The organism is Pseudoalteromonas sp. SWXJZ10B (assembly GCF_015864475.1).
Lineage (GTDB): Bacteria > Pseudomonadota > Gammaproteobacteria > Enterobacterales > Alteromonadaceae > Pseudoalteromonas > Pseudoalteromonas arctica.
Window position 1 is genome coordinate 53,326 of sequence record NZ_JADYXD010000005.1, and the last position, 18,747, is coordinate 72,072.

Consider the following 18,747-nt stretch of genomic DNA (forward strand, 5'->3'; position numbering starts at 1 on the left):
ATTAATAAACTACCTTACTGCAAGCGATCCTGTAACCGACCCAAAATTGTAAGATATATTTAACGACATAAATAATAGTCAGCCCTTTTATCATCAGCAGAAAATCATTGAATAGGTAGCTTACAATCAAACATGCACCTATGGAGAGAGCCATTAAAAATTGAATAATAAAGTCCAATTTCTTATAATTTCCAAAATAAATAATAGTACTCAAAGGACTTATCACAAAGCCCATATAAAAACGAATAGCCATAATTTGAGCAATTTCACCTGCAAAATACCACTCAGCTCCAAATGCAAACATAAATAAATAGCCACCATAAAATTGAAGCAATATATATGGAAGTAGTCCTATATAAAGCATTTTTTTCGCTGTATCTAAATAGATAGCTTTAGCCGATTGATTTTCATTCAATAACTTAAATGCCTCTTTCTTAAATACATCCGCAACAGCTTTCCCTAAAATAGCTGATGGCAATGAAACACACTTATTGTATAACCCATAGTTACCAACTTTATCTAATGAGAAATTGCCTTTACTGAATATTAATGGGATTTGGCTTGATAAAACATCTAAAAAGCTTGATGGGAGTACGATGCGATAATAGCTAGTTTCTGATTTTAATAACCTTAAAGACTTATTAATATTAACCCTACGTGCCCCCCCATTAATGCTAGTAAAAACGACTGATGACAATACTCCAGCAAGTGAAGCCCAAAGTAATCCATAAATAAAGTTAGTAAGACTAATTGCACTTATTAAAAATACAACAGCACCTAAGACACGACTCCGCGCCATAGCAGAATATTCACCTAATCGATTCAGTAAATAATAATTTGCCAAATTCCAAGCAGCAAATCCACTACCTAGCGAAATAAAAAGTACTAACTCTAAATTCAGTTTAATAAAAAAAGATAGAACAAGTGCAGATAAAGCCACAAAGGATGAAACAAATAAAGATATTATTTTAACTAAACTAACACTATGAGTAACACCAGACTGCGACTTTGATAACAATATGTGGTTTTCAAACTTCAAGGTTGCAACTAATGTCAATATTGCAACACATGCGGAATAAAACGAAAACCAAGCAAAATGCTCTGGTGAATACAAACGAGTTAAAAAAGGAAGCCCAACTAAATTAATCAGCTGAGCCAGACCCGTGCCTGAAAAAAGCACTGCGATCTTGCGATAGTATGCATTTTTTATCGTTAACATTATGGTTTAGACTTGTCTTCAACCATATATGGGTGCATTGGCAAGCTAAATACAGATTTTGCCAGCTTTTCGGCAATCGGGAAGTCACCAGCTTGATAACTCAAATTGCTAAATGCAGTCTGTTCATGCATACATGTTCCATAATAAATCATGGTGGGTATACCTTGCTCTTTATAAGCGGCCATTTCTGCATCACGGTTTGTTGATACTAGCGTGTATTGTGCCCATGAACTTACATAACCAGTAGGGACTAGTGGTGTTTGATATTTATCTACCAATGTCTTCTCGTAATTAGCAGCTACTTTATTTCGGTTAACAAGCTCTGTCGGAAACTCAGCTAACTTTTCAAGTAATATGGCGGCTTGAATAGTATCCAAACGAGAATTCATACCGATACGCACATTATCGTATTTGTCTTTACCTTTACCGTGCACACGATACGACTTTAACAACTCTGCATATTCATCGTTATTTGTAAATATTGCCCCACCATCACCATAACAACCCAGTGGTTTAGCTGGGAAAAAACTGGTTGTGGCTATATCACCGAAACTACCAGCGCGCTTTCCATCAATGCTGCCACCAAACCCTTGCGCCGCATCTTCCACAAGCTTAAGGTTATATTTAGCCGCTATAGTTTGAATTTCAGGATAGTTAGCAGGTAAGCCAAATAAATCAACAGCAATAATTGCTTTAGGGATTAGTTTACCTTCAGCAATAGTTGCTTGGATACGTTTTTCTAGGTCGATTGGGCAAATATTAAATGTAGCTTCATCTGAATCCACAAATACAGGTGTTGCCCCCTCAAACGCAATTACTTCTGCAGTTGCAAAAAACGTAAAGGTGGGGCAAAAAACAGCGTCACCCGCTTTAACGTCAAGTACCATCATTGCAAGTGTAAGTGCATCAGTCCCATTTCCACAGGTAATGGCATGTTTAACACCCACGTATTTTGCAAGTTCTTCTTCAAGTTCTTGCACTTCTGGCCCCATTATATAGTGACCGTGGTCTAACACTGTTTTAATGCGAGCGTCTATTTTTGTTTTTAAATGTTGGTATTGCGCGGCTAAATCTATGAATTGTATCGTCATTTTAAATTCTTTAAATTAGTGGGAGTATATCCGATTTGTATATGTTTATTAAATAGTAGCCACCAAATCCTAAGGACCTAATGGCTTTGAGGACTAAAGCCCAACTTATTAATAACTTGCGATGTTTAAATGAAAGTGAATATTATTTTATAAATAACACATCACCTTCTAAAATATACTCTTCGCCGGTATGCTCACACAAAGTACGTGCATTACCACTCAAAGGTAAATCCAGTTGCTCACCATATTTGCTTATCCAACCAATTTGCTTGGCCGGGACCCCAACCATCAATGCAAATGCTGCTACGTTTTTATTAATAACTGCACCGGCACCAACCAAAGAATACTCTCCAATTGTTACACCACACACAATGGTACAATTTGCGCCAAGCGTTGCACCTTTTTTTATTAATGTATCGCGGTACTCTGTTTTTCGCTCAATAAATGAGCGAGGGTTATACACATTGGTAAATACCATGCTTGGACCACAAAACACATCATCTTCAATATGAACATTATCGTAAACAGATACATTATTTTGTATTTTAACGTTATTACCGATAGTCACTTTATTACCAATAAATACATTTTGACCTAGCGAACACTTGTCACCAATTTGAGCACCACTACACACGTGCACAAAATGCCAAACACGTGTATCAGTGCCTATTTTCGCGCCAGCATCAACAATGGCGCTTTCATGCACATGGTAGTTCATAGTTATAGTACCTTTGAAAGTAATGGGTGCGCTTTTACGCCTGCTTTTGCAATTGGCATTTCACGAATTTTTTCTACTGTTTCAATCGCTACACGGTTTTCGTCAATACCAAAACCATTACCGGCTAAAATATTTTGATAACTTTGTGTATGCAAATCAGTAAAACCACCCGAAAACTCAAGTTCTTCAGTATTAGACCCGTCATTAATAGTAATGCTGCGGTAGGTAAGCTTCTCACCCTTAACAGCATTTTCAGGCAGGTTACTCGAATCTATAGACAAGAACCACTTAACGCGGGCACGATCATATTCTAGGTAGCCACTAGAAGTTTTTTCATCTCTAAAGTGAACTTCGTTATGCTTAAGGTCACCAAAAATAAAGTGCAGCATGTCGTAAAAATGAACCCCAATATTGGTCGCTATACCGCCTGATTTATGATCAAATCCCTTCCACGATTTCATGTACCATTTACCGCGTGACGTCATATATGTAAGATCAACATCGAAAACTTTATCGGCAGGTGCAGCAGCCACTTTTTCTTTCAACGCGATAATTGAAGGGTGTAGCCTTAATTGCAGTATAGAATTTACGCTTGCGTCATACTTAACTTCATACGCTTTAAGAATATCCATATCTTCTGAATGCAGTACTAGTGGTTTTTCACAGATTACGTCTATGCCATTTTTAAGGGCGTACTTCATGTGTGGAGCGTGTAAGTAATTAGGGCTACAAATAGCGATATAATCAAGCTTTTGTCCTTTCATTGCGTAATCTTCAACAAATGCGGTAAAGTCTTCAAACTCGGTAAAAAATTCAGCGTCAGGAAAATGGCTATCCATAATGCCAACTGAATCATTAATATCCATGGCAACTAGCAGATTATGGCCTGTTTCTTTAATTGCTTTTAAGTGGCGTGGAGCAATATAACCAGAGGCACCAATAAGGGCGAAATTTTTCATTTTAAAATCCTTTATTACAATCTAATGTCTGAGTCTTTAGGGCCAAAAACATGCTTTACATCGTAAAGTACGTGCTTTGCTTTACCTAACTTACGAATAGCATCAACTCCCATTTCTTTAAATTCACTGTGGTCAACCGCTAAAATGATGCCGTCGTAGTGATTTTCTTTCAATGAATCAATCAACGATAAACCATATTCATGCTCTACTTCTGCAGGGTTTGCCCAGTCATCATATACATCAACGCTCATGTTAAAATCTTTTAACTCTTTAACTATATCAACAATCTTGGTATTGCGAACATCAGGGCAATCGCCTTTAAAGGTAAAGCCAAGTACTAATACTTTTGCTTCATCGATATGAATTTTTTGGCTTGATAGTTTTTTAACTAATTGAGTTGCAACATACTCACCCATCCCATCATTAATACGGCGTCCAGCTAAGATTACTTCAGGGCGGTAACCAACTTCTTGTGCTTTGTGAGTTAGGTAATAAGGGTCAACACTAATACAATGTCCGCCAACTAAACCTGGCTTAAACTTCAAAAAGTTCCATTTGGTACCAGCAGCATTAAGTACCTCTTCAGTATCAATACCAAGGCGGTTAAATATTTTTGCAAACTCATTAATGATTGCAATATTTAAATCACGCTGCGTGTTCTCTATCACTTTTGCAGCTTCGGCCACTTTTAATGAGCCAGCTAAGTGAGTTCCAGCAGTAATAATTGAGCTATATAAATCATCTACAAATTGACCTGCTTCAGGTGTAGAACCTGAGGTAATTTTCATTATTTTTGTTAAAGTATTTACTTTATCACCCGGGTTAATCCGCTCTGGTGAATAGCCAGCAAAGAAGTCTCGATTGAACACGAGTCCTGATACTTTTTCAATGATTGGTAGACATACTTCTTCTGTAGCACCTGGGTAGACTGTTGATTCATAAATAACGACGTCGCCCTTTTTTACAAACTCACCAAGTAGTTCAGATGCTTTACGAAGCGGCGTTAAATCTGGCGCGTTACTATCATCAATAGGAGTTGGTACAGTTACAATATACACGTTACAATCAGCCAACTCTTGCTTATTACAAGAGAAGGTTAAGTTTTTCACGTCAGCGAGTTCAATATCACTAACTTCTAATGTTGCATCATGACCGGCATCTAATGCATCAACACGTTTTTGGTTTATGTCGAAGCCTAATACTGGGTATTTTTTACCGAACTCAACTGCTAATGGAAGGCCTACGTAACCCAAGCCTATGATGCCAATTTTTAAGTCCGTTAATGAATCGTGCATATATACTCACTTTGTTTTGTTATAAAGCGTTTGCTTTGTAAAATTAAATATTAAAATCAGTCTGAAAATCAAACAATACGTCTACGCATCTGCGCTATTAAATTGTGGTGTTTAAGGAAGAATTACTTACAATCAACTCTAATAGGCACACTCTAAAGCCAGCTTAAAAGTGAACATCATCTCACCAAAAAATTGCGTTTCTACTATATAGTATCTCAGCCTTTTAATTAATCACGGAGACACTTTTTTCTAAATTGAGATAGTCAATTTAGACTATCTCATTGTAATACTTTGCTTTTGTACTTTTATTAAAAAGTGCCCAATAGGCCCATGTTAATAAATCATTTATCACTTTTGTATTCGTAGTTGTAATACCCGTAATAGCCGTATGCATTACTGGCTTTTTTAACTACGCCGTTAAATACCACGCCTTTTACATCGATACCGTTTTGTTCAAAACGATTACGGGTTAACTCTATTTCACGCACATGGTTTTGTCCAAAACGTGTTACAAGTAATGTAGTGCCTGTATGTGCACTTACAATTGCCGGGTCGGTTACTGCAAGTATTGGAGGGGTGTCGATAATTATAATGTCGTAAGCGGCGCTTACTTCTCCAACTAATTTGCTAAAGTTGCTATGCATTAATAATTCAGACGGGTTTGGCGGTATTTGCCCACGCGTAATAACACTTAAGCCTTCAACTTTGGTTGGTTTAGTAACTTGCTCTAGATTTAAACGGCCCGACAAGTAATCACTTAATCCATCGTCCCATTTTAAACCAAACTGCGTTTGTAAGTAGCCTTTACGCATATCGGCATCAATAATAAGTACTTTTTTACCGCTTTGCGCAAGCACACTTGCTAAGTTAACCGATATAAATGATTTACCTACGCTTGGGCTTGGGCCCGATATAGCAATAATATTGTTTTTAGCTTCCATCATCGCAAAGTGCAAACTGGTACGCAGGCTACGTAGTGCTTCTATTGCTAGGTCAGCTGGGTTATCGAGCGCGAGTATACTTTTAGGCTTATTCGTTTTGTTTTTACGGGCTCGTTCAGCAAAGCCACTTAGTTTATCTTGATAATCTGAGTGCGGTACACTTGCGTATACCGGTAGGCCTAGCGCTTCAATTTCGCTTGGGTCTTCAACGCCTTTGTGCATTGCTTTTTGTATAAGCACAATAGCCACGGCTAACATTCCACCCAGCATAGTAGCCATTACCACGATTAATGCTTTTTTAGGCTTGACTGGCTTGCTGGTATTTACCTCAGCATAGTCAATAATACGTACGTTACCTACAGTGCCTGCGCGGACTATATCAAGCTCTTGTGTTTTACTAAGCAGTAATGTGTAAATTTGGTTACTTACCTCAACATCGCGTTTTAAGCGTAGTAGCTCTTGTTGAGTTTCTGGCAGGTTACCTACCTCACCAACAAACTCTTGTTTTTGGCTTTCAACAGCATCTATTTGCTCAAGTATACCTTGGTATGAAGGATGATCTTTTTTAAACTTTCGGCCAATATCTAAGCGTTTTAGGTTTAGCTCTTGTAATTTAGTTTCAAGCTTTACAACTTGTTCAAGCACGCCTTGGGTCTCAAGCGTTATGTTTATTGACTGGCGTTTAATTTGGTAGTCGTTAAAGCGTTTCTCTGCGTATTCAAGCTGTTTTTTAATTTCAGGTAATTGTACCTCTAAAAATTCAAGCGACTTTTGTGCTTCGGCACTATTGCGCTCTACATTGCGGCGTACATAAATAGCCGCTACTTTATCAAGCACTTTTTCAGCGTAGCTTGGTTTAGTGCTTTGTAAGCTTAAGTTAATTATGCCAGAGTCTTTACCTTTTTCGCTTGCGCCAATAGCTGTTTGTAAATCCAGAATAGTATTTAAGCGATCTTTACGGGTAATTATAAACTCTGTACCAGGGCGTGCATTTAAAGTACGAATAGTTAAGTTAAATTTACCGCTTGTAAGCTCCTCGCCCACTTTACCCGATAATATTTTCTCGCCGTCACCATTTAAAAGTACAAGGCTACTATTAGCCTGTGCTACCAAGGTAAACCCTTGATTAATTGCAAAGCGTGGTACATCAAACCTAAATACGTTTATGCTCTCACCACCCCACGCGTAGCTTTTAGCACCAAAGCTTGGCTCTGCTAAGTCACCATTTTCCATTGGAGTAAATTTACGATAAGCGCGGCTACCTATAAATGGGAATAGTTTTGGCTCTGCTATAATATCAAGCTTTAAAGTGTCTACTGCCTCTCCTATTATACTGCGCGACTTTAGTAGCTCTATTTCGGTTACCGCAGCCGATGTACTTTCGAACATGCCTGCCATATCGTCAAAACCAGGGACTGATGCGCTGCCGTCTTCAACTTGTATCATCGCTGTTGCTTCGTAAACTGGGGTACTTAATACAGCATAAGTAACACCGACAAACATAAACAGTGCGGTTACGGCTACTATGAAATATTTGCGATCTAGCAATGCGCCTAGTAGCGCCATTAAATCAATTTCTTGCGTTGGTTGTGTGTTGTTAGTGCTTTTATTATTAGCGCTACTTGAGCTGTTATTCGGCTGGGTATTCATTAAATTAGCCATTCCTTATAAATACTTTTGCCAAGCGCTACACGCGCTGTCGATTAATGTATAAACATGTTCAAAAGCCTCTTGGCTTTGGCGATATGGGTCTGGAATTTCAGCGTTATTAATCCACTTACCGAGTAAAAACGTTTTACCGCGCGCCTCTGGGTAGCGTGCATGTACGTCGCTTAAATGTCGTTCTTCCATTACGAGTATTACGCTATTTTGCGCAACTAAGCTTGATGTAAGCTGCTGGCCTTGGTGAGAATCCATATTAACGCCATGTGCGAGCGCTATTTGTTTTGCTTTCGCATCTGCTGGTTTGCCTTCAAGTGCTGTTAACCCAGCAGACGATACTTTAATATTTTTGCCTTCAAGCTTTTGCTTTAAAACATACTCACCTGTTGGGCTGCGGCAAATATTACCTGCACACACCACTAAAACTGAATCAAACATTTTTAAAAACCCTTAGTTTGATGAAATATCGTCTAGGCTATCAACCGATGCTACCGACGGTAATAATAAGCTAATTACACGGTTCCAACGGGCAAGTGGTGCCGATGTTACATATACAATGTCGCGCGGTTGTAGCTCAAACTGCTCAGCTAATACCATTGCTGCTATATTTTTAGCGTGTAACTGGTATACGTTTGCAATAACGCCGGTTTGCTCCAGGTCACTTTTACGCAGTACAAATACGCCGTTAGCGTCTGCTGTTGCTTCGTTTAAGCCGCCCGAGTCGCTTAGCGCTTCGGCTAAGTTTAAACCATAACGGTTAAGCGTTACTGAACCTGCTTTTTTAACATCACCTAATACAAATATTTTTTGTGCATCGTTACGATTTACATGCACTATGTCGCCATGTTGTAATAAACGGTTTTGCGAAATGTCACCATGGGCATAAAAGTCATCAAGTTTAATAACTTCTGTTTTATCGCCACGGGTAAATGTTACTGTGCGCCAATCGGCTGCATCAGTTAAGCCGCCTGCTTGGTTTAAAGCATCAATTAGGGTCAATGGAATTTCGGTTACTGGGTATACACCAGGCTTGTTTACTTCGCCGGTAACGTAGGTTTTTTGGCTTCTAAAGCCAACTACTTTTACGTCTACTTGAGGGTCTTCTATTACTCGGCTTAGGCGTTTAACAAGCTCATTGCGTACTTGGCTTATTGTTTTACCTGCAGCGGGTATATTTGGTGCGTAGGCGTAAGTAATGGTGCCGTCTCGTTGTACTCTAAAGCCGTCAAATTCTGCGGTACGTTGTACTGCTGCAGGTATTGTTAGCTCTGGGTGATCCCATACGCCTATTGTTAGTACGTCGCCAACACCTAGTTTGTATTCGTAGTTACTTACGTTTAAACCATCGGTGCTTGAAATTGGTTTAGCTGCTATACGCGCTTGATTTTGTTTATTTATTAGTAGCGAGTCGATTATTTGAATGTTTACTTTTTCGAGATCTTGTTCGAGGTTTTGTGTTTGCTCGCCTGAGTCTATACCTTCAAAGTGGCTGCCTGGTACTATTGTACAGCCGGTCATGCTTAGTATTGCGAGTATTGATGCGAGTGATTTACAGCTTAACGCCATTGTAGAATCCCAAAATTATTTTAATATTGCACTTACTCACCAACCTTGGTGAGCACTTGTATTTTAGCCGACTAATTAAAGCATGTGCACTATTGTGAAGCAATAGTCTTTGCTTTGTAAAAGCTTTGTAACTAAGTTTTTAATTAGCACTGAAATTATATCAGTATTTTCATAAGGTCTTTATGAATAAATTTAATTGATAGCCGTTTTCAGTAAAACACTTAACGCATTAATCACCAATTGCACAAAGAGAAGCGAATGATGAGTAAATGAGAAGCCATTTAAACAAGTACTTTATGGCTGCTTACTTCTCTAAAGCTCAGTGTGCTCGACCTCTTCAGATTAACCACTTAAAGCTTCATCGCACAAAGAGGAGCGAATGAGAAGCCATTTAAACAAGTACTTTAGGCTGTTTACTTCTCTAAAGCTCAGTGTGCTCTTAATCTCTTCGTAGATTAACCACTTAAAGCTTTATTGCACAAAGAGAAGCAAATGAGGAGTAAATGAGAAGCCATTTAAACAAGTACTTTATGGCTGTTTACTTCTCTAAAGCGCAGTGTGCTCTTAACCCTTTTGTGAATAAACCCTATTACGAGCTTTGCTCGTCACGCCAGCAAGCTGTGCGCCTACAAGTGAACTTAACCACGGTGTTAAACTTTGCCGCTGGGCTTTCACTTAAAAGTGCAGCGCGCTCTTAACTTCTTTATGAATAAATCACTTAAAATATAATTGCACAAAGAGAAGCAAATGAGGAGTAAATGAGAAGCCATTTAAACAAGTGCTTTAGGCTGTTTACTTCTCTAAAGCGCAGTGTGCCCTTAACCCTTTTGTGAATAACCCTTATTACGAGCTTTGCTCGTCACGCCAGCAAGCTGCGCGTCTACAAGTGAACTTAACCATGTAGCTTTAAGTGCTTTAGGCACGCTTCCGCCCTTAGGTTACAGTTCCTACTTACTGATATAAAGCTATTTTACGCGGCATAAAGCCGCTGCTACGTTTTTAGTTATTGTTGCTTAATATCTTTATTATCTACACTTACTTCAATTTTTTGATTAAGTAAGTTAATTAGTAAAATACTGCGCAAGTCGCCATCGGGCTCTTTGTATATTGCTTGTATATTACTGAATGAATCGTTATTCACACTTACCACATCACCTGTTTTTGGTATTTGTGATTCAGTACTGTGTGAACGTTCATTTTTTAGCTGGTCAATTATGTGCTTAGAAACCAACTGATAATTTGCTCCATAAGAAACAAAACCGCCTATTCCACGGGTGTTTTTTACAGCAGAAAAATTACCATTTTTTGATTCAAGGCATACAAATAAATAATTAGGGAATAAAGCAGTGTGTTTGACGGTACGCCGACCTTTAACCAACCTTTCGGTAGTTAATTTGGGGTAAAACGCTTCAATCCCTTGATTTTGCAAGTTAGTTTTGGCTCGTTCTTCTTGCTTTGGTTTGCATACGACTAAATACCAACATTCCATAGTAGCCCTTAATACATAACTAAATTGCAAAAAATACAATTCCAAACTAAACAGCGGCGACATTATAGCCAACATAGAGTGCCTATGTAAATACGCCTTAGTGGTTAATAGCCACTCACTTTAATAAATATTGTTATTGAGTTTAAAGGGAGTAAAGGCTTTAACGCTAGTTTAGTACCTATAAAGCTATGTTTAGATTGGGCTAAACAAAAGTTTAGCTGCGAAAATTTATTAAAAAATTTAATGAATATTTTTTTAATAAATATACAAGTAAGAGCGCGAAGTAAATTCGCACAAGTTGGTGCATGTTTGTAGGTGAGGTTTTATACCTCGCTTTTTTAGGTGTTAATACACGAGCGCGAAGAAAATTCGCACCTACCGGTTGGTACATGTTTGTAGGTGAGGTTTTATACCTCGCTTTTTAGGTGTTAAAACATGAGCGCGAAGTAAATTCGCACATACAGGTTGGTACATGTTCTTAGGTGAGGTTTTATAACTCGCTTGCTGTTAGGAGTTAAAGTAAGAGCGCGAAGTAAATTCGCACCTACAGGTTGGTACATATTTGTAGGTGAGGTTTTATACCTCGCTTTTTTAGGATTTAAAACATGATCGCGAAGTAAATTCGCACCTACAGGTTGGTGCATGTTTGTAGGTGAGGTTTTATACCTCGCTTTTTTAGGATTTAAAACATGAGCGCGAAGTAAATTCGCACCTACCGGTTGGTACATGTTTGTAGGTGAGGTTTTATACCTCGCTTTTTAGGTGTTAAAACATGAGCGCGAAATAAATTCACACCTATCGGTTGGTATATATTTGTAGGTGAGGTTTTATACCTCGCTTTTTAGGAGTTAAAGTATGAGCGCGAAGTAAATTCGCACCTACCGGTTGGTACATTTTGTAGGTGAGGTTTTATACCTCGCTTTTTAGGTGTTAAAACATGAGCGCGAAATAAATTCGCACCTACAGGTTGGTACATATTTGTAGGTGAGGTTTTATACCTCGCTTTTTTAGGAGTTAAAACATAAGCGCGAAGTGAATTTGCACCTACAGATAATATATTGAAGGTGAGGTTATTAATTTAGCTCAAGCGTTAGAACCTTGAATAATTATGGCTTTACTTCTACCTTAAAATTCAATGTAACAAATTGATGACAAGGAAGCACAATGCAAATACTTCACCACGGAGCGGTTAACGGCGTTACTGGTTCGTGCCACGAGCTGGTAGTTAATGAGCAAACAAGTGTGCTTATTGATTGCGGGTTATTTCAAGGCGAAGACTCTAAAGTCGATCTTTCAATTGAGTTTAATATTACCCATGTTACTGCCCTTATTGTTACCCATTGCCATATTGACCATGTTGGCCGAATTCCTTACTTATTAGCAGCCGGTTTTAAGGGCCCTATTTTTACAAGTATTGCATCGGCCAGTTTATTACCTTTGGTAATTGAAGATGCTTTAAAAGTAGGTGTAACCCGCGACCCTAAAATTATAGCTGCCTGCTTAAGCTTATTAAATAAGCGCATAGTAGCTGTTGATTATAAAACGTGGTTTGAACTACCTTGCAAAGGGCTCAATAAAGCTAAAGCGAGATTTCAGCGTGCTGGGCATATATTGGGTTCTGCCTACGTTGAAATTGATATTACAAATGGTGATAACAACAAACACCGTGTTGTATTTTCAGGAGATTTGGGTGCGCCATACACCCCGCTACTCCCTTCGCCTAAGCCGCCCTATAAAGCCGACACCCTAGTTATTGAATCAACCTACGGTGATAAAAATCACCAAGGCCGTAAAGAGCGTACTAAAACGCTAAAAAACATTATTGAACGCGCCGTAGCCGACAATGGCGTTGTTTTAGTACCTGCTTTTAGTATTGGCCGCACACAAGAGCTGCTATACGAGCTAGAGCAACTCATACATAGCTCATCTAAAAAGTCTAAGTGGCGAGACATTAACGTAATACTCGACTCCCCCATGGCAGCCAATTTTACTGAGCAATACAAAAAGTTTAAACACCTATGGGATAGCGAAGCCAAACGTAAAGTTGCAAATGGCAGACACCCGCTCGATTTTAAAAATCTAACTACGGTTGATTCACACAAAGAGCACATGGCTATTATTAACTATTTAAGTTCGCGGCAAACACCAGCCATAATATTAGCGGCAAGCGGTATGTGTACTGGTGGCCGAATAGTTAATTATCTTGAGCGATTTTTAAATGATAAAACCACCGATATATTATTTGTAGGTTACCAAGGTAATAAAACTTTAGGCCGTGAAATTCAAACATATGGACCACGTAATGGGTATGTTTTTATAAATGATGCTCGCATTACTATAAACGCAAAAGTACATACAATTAGCGGGTACAGCGCCCATGCCGATCAAAACGGATTAATTAAGTTTGTTACAGGTATGCATAAAAAGCCAAGCCTGATAAAAATTGTACATGGGGATGATGATGCAAAAGGTGCGTTAGCAGTAAGGTACAAGAAGGTTTTAGACGAAAAAACATTTATAGAAATCGGAAATAATACTTATAAATAAAAAAGTTAATGCCGTATTTATCACAGCTTAGTCTATAGAATACAAACTAGAATATATTTATTTTCCCAAGTTAGGATACAACAGAACATTCAACTTCGAGGCTAAACGATTTCTAACAATGATGTAACAAACGGACAAATACAAAGCATTTAATGCCCTTAGATTCTTTAATTAAGGGCAATTCAATTCTTCTACCTAAGCTGATGAGCTCAACGAGCGTGAGTAATAAGCTGAAGTTTATTCTATTTTTAATTACTTACTTTTCCTGTAACACAGTAATTAAACTAACATAGAAGCCTCGACAAAACTCAATATGCTACAAAGCTTACTTAAAAAAGGGATTACTCCTAGGTTTTTCTATTTCTAATCAATGTATAAATTTTCGCGATAATAACCTTAGGTAGAAGCCTTATAGGCATTCTTAATGCTAAGCTTTTTAGTATATGACCTGCAGGTAATAATTTATTTTTATAGCAACACTTATAAAAATACAGCTCTCGCTTGAAGTATAAATAACCACTTCGCCTAGATAATTGATTAAAACCAGCTCTCATATGCACTAACGCTGCAGGTATATTGTAAAAAACAAACCCCGCTTTAATTAAATTCAACCATAAGAAATAATCTTCAAAATACAACACATTCTGATAGCCACCACTTTGCTCTACCACCCTTTTTTTGAACATAACTGATGGATGATTGATTGGATTTTTTGACTTAGAGAATTTAACTATATCGCAATGTTTTTCGGGAACCTCTCTTATTGATAAGATGATACTTGGATCATCGTCAAATTCGCTGATCCACGAGCCACAAACATCAACGTTTAAAGATGTCAAAATAGAAAGCTGCTGCTCAAAGCGTTCTTCAAGGGCAATATCGTCCGTATCCATTCTGGCTACAAAATCGTAACGACAATATTTCAAACCTTCATTTAGAGCCGCCCCCAAACCAACATTATCTTTCATTAAAACATCGACTATGTTTAATTTAGATTTCCAGCTCTCAATAACAGCATATAGCTCTCTGGAGAGAGGTCCGTCTTGAACGAGTACAACCTCAGTAGGTTTTATAGTTTGATTGTAAATACTTCTTAGCGCTTCATCCAAGAATAGTGCACTTTCTTTGCAATATACTGACATTAGTACAGAAAAATTCATGTAACTATACCTACTCGCCCCATCAAACTATCTTTAATCCCCTTTAACATGTATTTAAAACGTACATACCCGTTTGGTAATGTAAATGGATAAATAAATAGTTTAAAAAGTAGCTTTGCTAAACTAGATATTTTCCAATAGATAGGTACGTAACCACGTTTCATCAAAAGTAGAGTATTTCTAAATTGGTAATAATGTCGAATAGGACTACAAACACCTACATTAATAAAAAGCAGTATTTTCTTATTTCCATCGCCTAATTTATGAGCAAGCTTTGCTTTGTTATTTTTTATAACTAAATAGCCGGCAGCTTTGATTCTCCAGCAGTATTCAAAATCAACTGCATCGATAAATAAATCGTCATCCATCCCTCCAACCTGCAAATATACTTCTTTTGGTATTAGGCTACCTGAGCTTAAAACACTAGACACGGAGATATACTCTGAACAATAAACACTTTGCCCTTTAGAAACCTTGGCCTCATTAACTTCTAACGTATCTTTATCATAATCCTGACAACCGACTAAACCTACAGAATAATTATTTTGTGTTAATTCATGATAGCACTCTAGTAATTTACTAGGTAGATTTCTATCAGGCTCACTGTCTTGATCCATCTGCAATACAAAGTCAGCACCATTATTAAAAGCCCAATCCATTCCTAATGACTGAGCTTTTGCAATTCCTAAATTTTCCCTAAAATTAAATACTTTTACACAATCGCTTATATTTATTTCAACATCATATTTTGAATTATTACAGACAACCACTTGTGTACCCAACTCAACCAATCTATTAACAGCGACTTCAGCTTCAGTTTGGGTTGCATTATATAAGACTAATACAGAAAAAACTTTTTCATTCATAATTATAACTCAATCACATTTATATAAATAAACACTTGCCTTAGTAAACATCTAAGAAAAAACCAGTTAATTTCCCACTTTAATTTTTTCTATTTATAAACACTAAAACTACTTAATATACATTCCTACTGAATTTTCCAGTCACTAACATATTGGCTCTGATTAACCTACTTAATAAACAGAGTGTTATAATTACAATTATATGATTAGTATCCAAAATGTACGGATTTGATATAGCATAACCAACATAGGATAAATAAATTAAACCTAAATGGTTAAAATATATAAATTTACTATAGAGATAAAACAAAGCTAATATATATAATGCTAAAAAGATAAAGCCTAATTGATTTAAAAAATAGACGCCTTGTAGTTCAAAATAAATATTACCAGTATAATCTCTCGCACTTGTCGTAACATCGAGCGTGTTGCCCAGCCCCTTACCAGCTAGTACAGTAAATACATCATCGCTCATATCAGAAAGCAATACTTCAGCCTGATCTATACGAGTGCCTATAGATGAGACTTGTCCTGTGGACTTTTTTTCAATCACATTCACAGCAGAGGTAACCGCTATCGGTATAATTAAAATAGATGCAAACAATAACGTTATATTCTTCAACCCCCTAACCTTACTTAAATAGTTAGTTTGCATCAAGAAAGTACAAATGTAATAAAAGCCGCAACCAATTAGGTACATAAAGTTGCCAGCAAAGAGTGTTGCAAGCAATAGGAAGGCTTCACTAAATCGATACTTTTTTTGTTGTGTTTTCAAATATAAAAAATTAGATACCATGGCAAAAAAAGGAATAAGAGCATTCCCTTTAATTTGAACTCGGAAGAAGCCGTTTCCATATGTATACACATCACCAAAACCGTTATTTAAAAACCAATGCCTAATTGGTAAATAACTTGATACTTCCCAAGTCGAATAAAGGTACAAAGATATAGCCATAATAACAATACCTTGAAGAATATGCAGTCCAATCACGATATTTAATGATTTTAAGCTATTAAATGGAATGAAATGTACACATAGTAAAGACAGTAAAATTATATAAAACCGCATAATAAGTAACGGATCATTTTCTAAAAAAAATAAGCTATATGAAGCGAGAAATGTAATCAGTAAAAAAGCTAAACCGATATATTTGTCTCTTTTTTTGAACCAATGAAGAAAGCCAATTATGACAAGGCACAAGACGCAAAAGTTAGCGATAGGTGCAAGGGTAGAAAAAGGTAGATTTCTAGTGACGACAAAGGTGATGATTACAAAAAGGAAAGAATTTATCACTGGTAGCTACTTATAAATTATTTTAATAGAAAAAAGATGAATTTTTTAAAACCCACCTTTTGTATGGCATGGCTCTCAGCGACAGAGCCCACCCTACAACATTAGATCCAACAGCGACGTGCTAAAAGGAAAATATTTTATCAAGCCATGCATCCATCGAGTATTGATATAAAATAGACTCAGGAACAGGCGAGAAATCCTCATTAATAAAGTTAATAAGGCTCTGTATTTCTACATCATCATCTAAAATAAATACATTTTTAAATTCATAAAAATCGTAATGCCTGATATCTGAATTCGTCGTAATAATTTTTCTATTTGCACCTAATGCTTCAATTGTTCGCATTGTAAGTCCATCTTGCTTTGGATGATGGAAATCTAAAATCGCATTAGAATTACTCACAATTTCCGAATATTCACTATAAGCTAATGTTTTCCTGTGGATAAATGTTATTCTTTTTAGAATATTTAACCTAAACCAGTTTATTGGATTCGTAAACAAGTAAAACTTATAGCTCTTGTTTACAACATCCATTTTTAATGCAATATCTTTTAGCAAGTCTAAACGGTTAAAGTGCAACCAGCCCACAAAAGAAATGTCATATTTATAAGTAGCTTTCCGTTCAATTCTATTTCTATAGAAAAGGGGTATAAAATCAAATGAATATTTATTGCAGTCCAAACGATCAAAGCTACATACTCTATCAAATAAGCTCGCAATTTTTGCCCCCCCTTCAACCCTTCTGATACTATCCCAATGATATAAGATAAAAGTAGCACTTGGGTTGTTTTTTTTCAACATATCAATATGTTGGGAGCAAAGCCTATCCCCTTTAATTACGAAGATATAATCATAGTTTGTTTGATTATCTAGCTGAAGAAATAGATGCTTTTCTGAGTGTTTTTTTTCTATATGGCTCGCAGATTTAAACTTAGCAAATTGGTTCATTACTCTATTACGATGAGATTGGCAGATATAATTAACTACCGCTCCTTTGTTCTTTAATTTTTCAACAATTAATTTGTCATAATCATAAAAGCCAATACCTATAAATAATATTTTGCGACCTTGAAAATCCATTTTAATACCTTCGAAATACCTAAATTAATTTATCTTTAAAATCATCAATCATAATTTTCATATCATCTAATACATTTCGAGGATTAAATGTTATTTCTTTTTTTAGGCGAGAGATATCATTAACTGGAAAATACTCATCTACACAGCCATTTATCCAATTGATATTGCAACCAGTTTCACTTTCCAGAACGTTAGCTATATCTTTAGCTTTTGTATTTATACCCGACGCAATATTATAAACTGTTTCACTTAGATTATCTTTTTCAGCAAGTTGATAAATAGCATCAACAAGATCAGTGATAGAAATATAATCTTTTGCATATTCTGGTGTAACGTACATATCAACATGTTTATTATTTATTGCGTTACGAGTAATTGCAGGTAAGAAAAGAGGGCTATTTAATGCCAAGCCATAAACATTTGAGGGACGAATAATAACAACCTTTTTAGAGCTTAACAAACAGAGCTCTTCAGAAATTAACTTAGATAAATTAAATAAACGCCTTTCATCTCCATGAGAAACAACTAAATTTGCATTTTCTTGGGTATTATCCTGCCCCATATAAAGGCGAGTAGATGAAATATAAATCAGTTTATCGAATGACGCTTTCTCTAATATTTCAGCTAACAATAATGAATTTGACTTAAAAACCTGCAAGGGTGCATTTTTACAATCACCAGCCCCTGCACAAAAAATTACAGTGCCTAATGGCTTAGAAAACAAATCAATATCGTTTCTTTCTGGAATATATATAGAATGGTTATTTTCAAGTAACTTTTTTGAGACTTCATTACCAATAAAGCCACGCCCACCAATAACTGTATAATTTAACACCACACCACCATTTACCTTTAAGTA

The 18,747-nt window shown here is 36.7% G+C and carries 16 protein-coding genes; 2 read left to right on the top strand and 14 right to left on the bottom strand.

Going from position 1 to position 18,747, the window contains the following annotated elements; all coding sequences use genetic code 11:
- Window position 1: 1 nt before the first annotated feature.
- From I6F54_RS06405 to I6F54_RS06440, 8 genes are all read right to left on the bottom strand, one after another.
- Window positions 2–1,219, bottom strand: coding sequence for a lipopolysaccharide biosynthesis protein (locus I6F54_RS06405; protein WP_197140403.1), 1,218 nt, complete (start codon window positions 1,217–1,219; stop codon window positions 2–4).
- Complete coding sequence (locus tag I6F54_RS06410; protein ID WP_197140535.1) at window positions 1,219–2,304, bottom strand: DegT/DnrJ/EryC1/StrS family aminotransferase; 1,086 nt, start codon at window positions 2,302–2,304, stop codon at window positions 1,219–1,221. Before I6F54_RS06410 ends, I6F54_RS06405 begins: the two co-directional genes overlap by 1 nt.
- Window positions 2,305–2,452: 148 nt before the next feature.
- Window positions 2,453–3,028: an acyltransferase gene (locus I6F54_RS06415; protein WP_197140406.1), complete on the bottom strand. Its 576-nt coding sequence runs from the start codon at window positions 3,026–3,028 to the stop codon at window positions 2,453–2,455.
- A gap of 2 nt (window positions 3,029–3,030) precedes the next feature.
- Entirely contained in the window at window positions 3,031–3,987 is a 957-nt protein-coding gene (locus tag I6F54_RS06420) for a Gfo/Idh/MocA family oxidoreductase (protein ID WP_197140408.1), read from the bottom strand.
- A gap of 14 nt (window positions 3,988–4,001) precedes the next feature.
- Complete coding sequence (gene tviB / locus I6F54_RS06425) at window positions 4,002–5,282, bottom strand: Vi polysaccharide biosynthesis UDP-N-acetylglucosamine C-6 dehydrogenase TviB (RefSeq protein ID WP_197140410.1); 1,281 nt, start codon at window positions 5,280–5,282, stop codon at window positions 4,002–4,004.
- 341 nt (window positions 5,283–5,623) lie between these two features.
- On the bottom strand, window positions 5,624–7,873 hold the full coding sequence (locus tag I6F54_RS06430) for a polysaccharide biosynthesis tyrosine autokinase (protein WP_197140412.1): 2,250 nt from the start codon (window positions 7,871–7,873) through the stop codon (window positions 5,624–5,626).
- Between the two features lie 15 nt (window positions 7,874–7,888).
- Complete coding sequence (locus I6F54_RS06435) at window positions 7,889–8,323, bottom strand: low molecular weight protein-tyrosine-phosphatase (RefSeq protein ID WP_197140414.1); 435 nt, start codon at window positions 8,321–8,323, stop codon at window positions 7,889–7,891.
- A 12-nt stretch (window positions 8,324–8,335) separates the two neighbouring features.
- Window positions 8,336–9,451: a polysaccharide export protein gene (locus I6F54_RS06440; protein ID WP_197140416.1), complete on the bottom strand. Its 1,116-nt coding sequence runs from the start codon at window positions 9,449–9,451 to the stop codon at window positions 8,336–8,338.
- A gap of 503 nt (window positions 9,452–9,954) precedes the next feature.
- Between I6F54_RS06440 and I6F54_RS06445 the strand changes: the two genes are divergently transcribed.
- Entirely contained in the window at window positions 9,955–10,149 is a 195-nt protein-coding gene (locus I6F54_RS06445) for a hypothetical protein (protein ID WP_197140418.1), read from the top strand.
- A gap of 305 nt (window positions 10,150–10,454) precedes the next feature.
- Here I6F54_RS06445 and rfaH read toward each other — a convergent pair whose 3' ends face one another.
- A complete protein-coding gene (rfaH, locus tag I6F54_RS06450) occupies window positions 10,455–10,940 on the bottom strand; it encodes a transcription/translation regulatory transformer protein RfaH (RefSeq protein WP_197140420.1) in 486 nt (161 codons plus the stop codon).
- 1,164 nt (window positions 10,941–12,104) lie between these two features.
- On the opposite strand from rfaH, the gene I6F54_RS06455 reads away from it, so the two are divergent.
- The gene (locus I6F54_RS06455; protein WP_197140422.1) at window positions 12,105–13,487 is read left to right on the top strand and encodes an MBL fold metallo-hydrolase RNA specificity domain-containing protein; all 1,383 of its coding nucleotides are present in this window, start codon (window positions 12,105–12,107) and stop codon (window positions 13,485–13,487) included.
- A gap of 347 nt (window positions 13,488–13,834) precedes the next feature.
- On the opposite strand, the gene I6F54_RS06460 is transcribed toward I6F54_RS06455, so the two are convergent.
- From I6F54_RS06460 to I6F54_RS06480, 5 genes are all read right to left on the bottom strand, one after another.
- Window positions 13,835–14,647 (bottom strand): glycosyltransferase, encoded by an 813-nt coding sequence (locus I6F54_RS06460; protein ID WP_165728162.1) that lies wholly within the window; start codon window positions 14,645–14,647, stop codon window positions 13,835–13,837.
- A complete protein-coding gene (locus I6F54_RS06465) occupies window positions 14,644–15,513 on the bottom strand; it encodes a glycosyltransferase family 2 protein (RefSeq protein WP_165728161.1) in 870 nt (289 codons plus the stop codon). The genes I6F54_RS06460 and I6F54_RS06465 overlap by 4 nt, the downstream gene beginning before the upstream one ends.
- A gap of 112 nt (window positions 15,514–15,625) precedes the next feature.
- Window positions 15,626–16,468 carry a hypothetical protein gene (locus I6F54_RS06470; protein WP_169061002.1) on the bottom strand — a complete coding sequence of 281 codons (843 nt, stop codon included), beginning with the start codon at window positions 16,466–16,468 and terminating at the stop codon, window positions 15,626–15,628.
- Between the two features lie 460 nt (window positions 16,469–16,928).
- Window positions 16,929–17,888, bottom strand: coding sequence for a hypothetical protein (locus I6F54_RS06475; RefSeq protein ID WP_165728159.1), 960 nt, complete (start codon window positions 17,886–17,888; stop codon window positions 16,929–16,931).
- 19 nt (window positions 17,889–17,907) lie between these two features.
- The gene (locus tag I6F54_RS06480) at window positions 17,908–18,723 is read right to left on the bottom strand and encodes an NAD-dependent epimerase/dehydratase family protein (protein ID WP_165728158.1); all 816 of its coding nucleotides are present in this window, start codon (window positions 18,721–18,723) and stop codon (window positions 17,908–17,910) included.
- Between the last annotated feature and the right edge of the window lie 24 nt (window positions 18,724–18,747).